Raw genomic sequence first — 5919 nt, forward strand, 5'->3', positions numbered from 1 at the left:
GCCGCCGACCTCAAGGCGATTTTCAATCTCGAGCCCAAGGCCGCGATCGCCTACCTCCAGCACAAGGGCTACAAGCTTACCTGGAACTGGCAGGAGATGCTGGACGATGCCCACGCACGGGCCTTTACCATTGCGAAGGCGGCGCGGCTGGACGTGGTGCAGGACATTCGGAATGCCCTCGACGTCGCGCTCCGCCACGGCCAAACGCTCAAGGACTTCCAAAAAAACTTGAAGCCCACGCTGCAAGCCAAGGGCTGGTGGGGCAAACAGATCATCGTTGACGGCGCCGGGAATGCCGAGGTCGCCCGGCTGGGCAGCCCATGGCGGCTGGCTACGATCTACCGGACGAACCTGCAATCCGCCTTCATGGCGGCGAATTACCAAGAAATGGCCGAAGCCACGGACAGCCACCCCTATTGGCAATACGTCGCGGTGCTGGACGGCCGCACCCGGCCCAGCCACCGGGCCATGAACGGCCGAGTGTTCCGCCATGACGATCCCATCTGGAACACGATCTGGCCGCCCAATGGCTTCAACTGCTTCCCGGCGGAAACGCCGGTCCGGGCCGCCGCCCGGCTGGGGCTAAAAACCTGGTATGCGGGCAAAGTGGTGGAGCTGCAAACGCGGCTCGGGCACCGGCTCACCCTGACCGCCAACCACCCCGTATTGACCGTCCGGGGCTGGATCGCGGCCTGCCAACTCCAGAAAGGCGATCAGCTGATCGGCGACGCAAGCGGTGTCAATCCCCGTCTGGCTGGGGTCGTAAACGACGAACAGCCGCCAGCCCGCGCCGAAGATCTCTTCCAGACGCTGGCGGCGCAGGGATTTCGCATCGTTCCAATGGCGCCGCACGATTTCCACGGCGACGCGGGCTTGCGCAAACCCGAAATCCACATTGCGGGTCCCGATGTCCATCTGATGGACGAAGTCCAGGCCGCGCCGGGTCAATTCGTCGGCCAGCAGCAACTCCGCCGGGCTGACGCTTGCGCGATCATGGACGCCGACCGCCCCGACGGCCCGCCGCCGGCCCGTATGATCCTGGCGGATGCCGTTGCTCCGCAGAATCCGGCTGACGTTGCCGAGGCTGGTGCCGAGCTGGCGGCCGATGGCGCGTTTGGAGATCAGCCCGTTGCGGTACAGGGACAACACCCGGCGTTCGAGATGGGAGTCGCGGTTGCGGGCGCGCTCCCAGGCGGCGGCGCATTGGCGAGCAATGGCGGCGGGGTCCTGTTTGATGGATCGCCATTTGACGCGCTCGGCTTCCGAGCGCCCCCGCAGGGGGATGTCGCGGGTACGGAACAGCCGGCCCAGGGCGTCACGGCTGCATCCGGCCTGGTCCGCCAGTTGCTTGAGGCTAACGCCGGCCTGATAGCGCTGGATGAGATCGTCCAGATTCGGCAATTCGATTGGGCGGGCCATGTCTATGATTTCGAAACGGAGACGGGCCTGATTATGGCCGGCGGTGTGATTGTGCACAACTGCCGTTGCCGGGTCCGGCCGAGATCCGAACGAAGCCTCGCGCGTGACGGGATCGCCTGGCAGTCTTCCGCAGGGAAGCTCCGAACCCTCGAAACCGATGCCGGCGTGGACAAACGTACCGGGGAGATAACACACGCTCGGCGCACCGGGATCGACGTGGTCGACGCCGACGGGAAAAAGCATTTCTTCGCGCCGGATGCCGGGTTCAACTTCAATCCCGGCCAAGGCTGGAGCAAGCCTTTCACCCCGCCGCCGCTGGATACCCTGCCGAAGACGTTTTCGCCGGGGCAGGTCCTGCCCGATCTGCCGAAGCCGGAAAAATTCGCCGCGTCGATGATCGTGCCGGATGGTTTGGGCGAGGAGGATTACGCGAAGGCGTTCTTAGCGGAGTTCGGTGCCGACCTCGGCAAGCCGGTGGTGTTTCAGGACGTCACTGGAGATCCGATGCTGATCGACGAGGCTTTGTTCAAATCCGGCGCCGGCGAGTGGAAAGCAACCAAAGACGGTCGAGGGCCCTACATGCGCCTTCTTGCGCATGCGATCAGATCACCCGATGAAATTTGGATGCGCTGGGAAGAGTCGAGAGAGCGGCCTGGGACATGGCTGCTTAAGCGCCGCTATCTCAAGACCTTCGAGATCGACGGACATGGAAGCGAATCGCCCCAATATGGATTGTCCGTTTTTGAGTATGGAAGCGAAGGATGGTCTGGATCGACAGCGATGATTTCTCAAGCCAGTCGAGGGCCTGGGGCACGTCGTCGTTATATTGAGCGGCAGCGCGATGGCTTCTTGTTATTTCGAAGATAGCCTTGCCACGCCGCCTCATGACAAGGACCGTGCGGCTCCTTTGGATGCGTCAGGCGGGAGCTTGTACGGCCGCAATCGGTTGCAGGAGAGTATACCGCGATGAGTAACCCGATCGAAGTCACCCTCGACGACACCGAAGTCCGTCAAATGCTGGACCGCATCCAGCGGGCCGGACTAAACCTCGGGCCGCTGATGAAAACCCTGGCGATGACCCTGAAGGACGAAACCGAACACCGGTTCGAGAACGAAGGGCCGGGATGGCCTGCGCTTTCGGATTCCACGAAGCAGGCGCGGACCCGCCTGGGCCACTGGCCGGGACAGATGCTCCAGGTGTCTGGCCAGCTCGCGGCATCGATCTCGACCGAATCCGGCGCGGACTTCGCACGGATCGGCTCCTCAAAAGTCTATGCCGCTATTCATCAGTTCGGCGGGTCCGCGGGACGTAGCCAACGAACGACGATTCCAGCACGTCCCTATCTGCCGATGACGGCCAAAGGCGAGCTGACGCCCCAGGCCAGAGAAGCGGTGCTCGATGATACGATGGCATACCTTAAGCGGGCTGCGGGCGTCTGAGGCGCGTTCCCCCGGGCAGACGCGCCGCTGCGAATCTCCGGCCCGTGACGGCGCGTAAAGCCCCCATGCGCTACCTTGGATCGTCTTTTCTGCCTGCGCGATTTCTAACGGGGGTTTAACGCGCCACAGCGGCATGTTCTTGCTCAACCGGTACCCCTGCTGCGATCATCGACCGGGATTTCCTCCGATTACGCTGCGCTAATCGGAGCTACCAGGCTTCATCAGGTTCCGCCGGTCCCGCACGTTTTTAATCCACGCTAAAAGAAACCCCGCTTCCGGCCGCCTAATCTGGCGGCATGACGAACCGCATCCACTGTTTCAAGCCGGGCCGCCACCTGCCGATGGGCGGGTCCCAGCCGATCGAGTTCTCCGAGCGGGATCTGCGCGACGCGGCCGCTTGCTACGACCCGGCTTTGCATCGGGCACCGCTGGTGATCGGCCACCCGACCAGGCTCGATCCGGCCTATGGCCACGTCAAGGCGTTGAGCTACGGCCCGGACGGCCTCGAGGCCGAGCCGGAGGAGGTCGAGCCGGCCTTCGCCGAGCTGGTGAACAAACAGGCGTTCCCGAACGTCTCGGTCGGCTGGTACGCCCCCGATCATCCCCGCAACCCCGTTCCCGGCAAGTGGTACGTCCGCGAGGTCTCCTTTCTCGGCGCGGTGCCGCCGGCGGTGCGCGGCCTGCGCCGGCCCACGCTCAACCCGGCATTCGCCGCGGACGAGGACGGCATCATCCGCTTCAGCGGAGAACGCGACGACAGCGTGAACGCCGGCCTCTGGCGGCGATTCCGGGAATGGCTGCTGGTCAGGTTCGGAACCGAGGATGCCGACCAGGTCGTGCCCAGTGCCGACCTGCAGTATCTGGAAGATGCCGCTCGCGAGGAAATCCGCGATGAAGCGGGCGATCCGGCAACCGCATCCCAACCCGTTTTTTCCCAATCCACTCCGGAGGACAACACCGTGGATCAAGCTCAAGCCGCCGCCTTGACGGCGGAAAACGAACGGCTCAAAGCCGAGCTGGCCGCAGCGCGTCAGCGCGAGTCCGCGGCAGCGGAAGCCCGGCGCCGGGACGACGCGGTCCAGTTCGCCGAGGAGCTCACCCGCCCCGACGGCAACGGCCGGGTTCGGCTGGCGCCCAAGCACAAGAACCTCCTGGTCGAGTTGCTCATGCTGGCCGGTAAAGGCGCCGATGAGGGTGGTCTGCCCCAGTTCGCCGGCGAGGACGGTTCGACCCGTCCCCTGGTCGACGCCGTGAAGGCCATGTTCGCCGAAGGCGGTGCGGTGGTGCGGTTCGGCCAATTCGCCACCGCGGACCGGGCCGACCGGGCTCCGCTCAAGAACCCCCTTGTCGCCGACGCGGAACGCCGCGCCGGAAACGCTTAAGAGGAGGCCGCAATGCCAAGCCATACCGACCCGAAGGTCATTTCCGACGTCCTGCTGTACGAGGTCGGCGAGCAATGGTCCCGCGACCGCGTGACGATCGCCGCTGGCGCCGATCTCGCTCTCGGTAGCGTACTCGGCAGGATCAGCGCCAGCGGCAAATACAAACTGCATGATCCCGCGGCTGCCGACGGCTCCCAGAATGCCGTGGCGGTCCTGCTGGCCAATGCTGCCGCCGCCGGCGCGGATGTCGCGGCGCCCGTCATCGCGCGCGGCGCCGTGCTCGACGCCAATGGCCTGGTCTGGAAAAGCGGTATCACCGATCCCCAGAAAGCCACTGCCCGCGCCGCGCTGCTGGCGCTGGGACTCAAGGTCATCGACTCCGTCTGAGGCACGCCATGAATCTAGCCGATCTGTTCACAGTCACTACCCTGACCGCCGCGGTCAACAAACTGCCGTATGCGACCTACAAGATCCGTGACCTCGGCATCTTCGCCGAAGCAGGCGTGCGCACCACGACCGTAGCGATCGAAGAAGACCAGGGACGGCTGCACCTGGTGCCCAACCGGTCCCGCAACGACGCGCCCGAGGTGGTGCGGCGCAAGCGGCGGACACGCCGGGTATTCGAGACCTTCCACCTGGCTGAGGCAGGCGTGATCCTGCCGGAGGACATCCAGAACATCGCTCCGTTCGGTGAAGACATGACCGGATCTTCACTGGAGCCGCAGGCGCGGGTCATCAACGACAAGCTGCAGATCATGCGGGATTCCATCGAGATCACCCGCGAATGGCAGCGGGTCGGCGCGCTGGGCGGGCAGATCCTCGACGCGGACGGCACGGTGGTCTACGACCTCTACAACGAGTTCGGGGTCACCAAGAAAACGGTGGACATCGCTTTCGGCACCAACAACCTGGACGTCCGCGCGAAGATCGTGGAAGGCAAGCGCCATGCGGAACAGAAGCTGACGGGGGCAACCGTGACGGGGTTTGCCTGCGCGGCCTCGAAGGAGTTCATGGACCTCCTGACCGACCACCCCAAGGTACAGGCCGCCTACGCCAACTGGCAGGCGGCGCAGGACCGGCTGGGAGGCGACATGCGCAACGACTTCACGTTCGGCGGCGTCCGCTTCTTCGAACTGGACGTCACGGTGTCCGGCCAGCGTTTCATCCCGGCCGGCAAAGCCCGCCTGTTCCCGCTTGGCGCCGGTGTATTCCAGATGCACAACGCGCCGGCCAATTACAACGAGACGGTGAATACCCAGGGGCAACCCTATTATTCCAAAGGCGAACCGCGGAAGTTCAACAAGGGCTGGGACCTGGAAGTACAGGCCAACCCGCTGGCGCTGTGTCTCTTCCCGGAAGCCCTGGTCGAGTTCGGGGCGGTCTGACGTCCTGCCATGCGCTACTGCACCCTCGACGATCTGCAGAAGAAGATCCCGCCCCGTACGTTGGCGCAGCTGACCAACGATACGCCGCCGGCGACGGCGCCGAACCTGGATCTGGTCGAGGAGATCGTGGCTGGCCAGGAAGAACTGGTCGACGGGTACCTGCGGCAGCGCAATCTGCTGCCGCTGGCGGAGGTGCCGACCATCGTACGGGACGTCGTGGTGCAGCTGGTGCGTTACGAGATCTACGACCGGCGGCCCGAAGGCAAGGACGATCTGCCGCCCGCCGTGGTACG

6 protein-coding genes are annotated in these 5919 nt (G+C 64.6%); all 6 read left to right on the forward strand.

The genetic code is table 11. The annotated features are described in order from the left end of the window. Positions 1-2286 (forward strand): PBECR2 nuclease fold domain-containing protein (locus ACSHWJ_RS15630; RefSeq protein ID WP_432540060.1); only part of this gene is annotated, 2286 nt, incomplete at its 5' end. 99 nt (positions 2287-2385) lie between these two features. Next, positions 2386-2859, forward strand: a complete 474-nt coding sequence (locus ACSHWJ_RS15635) for a phage virion morphogenesis protein (RefSeq protein ID WP_010962120.1) — start codon at positions 2386-2388, stop codon at positions 2857-2859. 296 nt (positions 2860-3155) lie between these two features. Beyond that, on the forward strand, positions 3156-4241 hold the full coding sequence (locus tag ACSHWJ_RS15640) for a hypothetical protein (protein WP_010962119.1): 1086 nt from the start codon (positions 3156-3158) through the stop codon (positions 4239-4241). A gap of 12 nt (positions 4242-4253) precedes the next feature. Beyond that, on the forward strand, positions 4254-4628 hold the full coding sequence (locus ACSHWJ_RS15645; protein WP_010962118.1) for a head decoration protein: 375 nt from the start codon (positions 4254-4256) through the stop codon (positions 4626-4628). 8 nt (positions 4629-4636) lie between these two features. Then, positions 4637-5626, forward strand: coding sequence for a major capsid protein (locus ACSHWJ_RS15650; protein ID WP_010962117.1), 990 nt, complete (start codon positions 4637-4639; stop codon positions 5624-5626). A 9-nt stretch (positions 5627-5635) separates the two neighbouring features. Next, positions 5636-5919, forward strand: a 284-nt coding sequence (locus tag ACSHWJ_RS15655) for a DUF1320 domain-containing protein (protein WP_432540059.1), incomplete at its 3' end; no start/stop codon positions are given.

The organism is Methylococcus sp. S1M (assembly GCF_051295855.1).
Taxonomy (GTDB): Bacteria; Pseudomonadota; Gammaproteobacteria; order Methylococcales; family Methylococcaceae; genus Methylococcus; species Methylococcus capsulatus.

Bases quoted from the DNA above. Each gene is read 5' to 3' on its own strand.
- ACSHWJ_RS15635 (WP_010962120.1), top strand. From the start codon at position 2,386: ATGAGTAACCCGATCGAAGTCACCCTCGACGACACCGAAGTCCGTCAA.
- ACSHWJ_RS15640 (WP_010962119.1), top strand. From the start codon at position 3,156: ATGACGAACCGCATCCACTGTTTCAAGCCGGGCCGCCACCTGCCGATG.
- ACSHWJ_RS15645 (WP_010962118.1), top strand. From the start codon at position 4,254: ATGCCAAGCCATACCGACCCGAAGGTCATTTCCGACGTCCTGCTGTAC.
- ACSHWJ_RS15650 (WP_010962117.1), top strand. From the start codon at position 4,637: ATGAATCTAGCCGATCTGTTCACAGTCACTACCCTGACCGCCGCGGTC.